The following is a 647-nucleotide window of genomic DNA, read 5'->3' as shown; positions in this document are numbered from 1 at the left end:
GACCGGCACCGGACGCAACCGCTCATCCAACACCCGCGTCGTCGTATTCGCCACGGCTCGACCGATCGGAACGATCGACTCACCACCGCACACCTCATACGCGGTCACGTCGACGGCGGCCTCGGTCGGACCGTAGAGATTCACCAGGTGCGTTGTGTCCAACGCCGACAACAACGCGGCCGATGGCCCGGCCGGCAGCGCCTCACCCGACGCGAACACCCATCGCAGACTCTCGAGCGCGCCCAAGCGCTCGCCGACGGCGTCGATGAATGCCGACAGCATCGACGGCACGAAATGCACCACCGACACCGACTCCCGCACAATCACATCCGCCAGATAACCGGCGTCACCATGACGCCCAGCCTCCGCCACCACCAACCGTGCACCCACCACAAACGGCAAAAACAACTCCCACACCGACACATCGAACGTCACCGGCGTCTTCTGCAAAAACACCTCATCAGCACCCAACGCATAATCGTCACGCATCCACAGCAGCCGGTTCACCACCGCAGCATGCGAGACGGTCACCCCCTTCGGCCGCCCCGTCGACCCCGAAGTAAACAACGTATACGCCGGATGCCCAGGCAACAGCCGCGAACGCCGCTCGACATCGGCCACCGGCGCCACCGCGACATCCACCACCA

Annotated in this window: 1 protein-coding gene; it reads right to left on the bottom strand. The window is 64.6% G+C overall.

Translation table 11 applies throughout. The annotated features are described in order from the left end of the window. Positions 1–647 (bottom strand): AMP-binding protein (locus HH308_RS29355; RefSeq protein WP_170197829.1); only part of this gene is annotated, 647 nt, incomplete at both ends.

It is taken from the genome of Gordonia asplenii (assembly GCF_012933505.1).
GTDB lineage: Bacteria > Actinomycetota > Actinomycetes > Mycobacteriales > Mycobacteriaceae > Gordonia > Gordonia asplenii.
The sequence above is the reverse complement of the archived record's forward strand: the minus strand, read 5'-3'. Positions and strand labels throughout refer to the sequence as shown.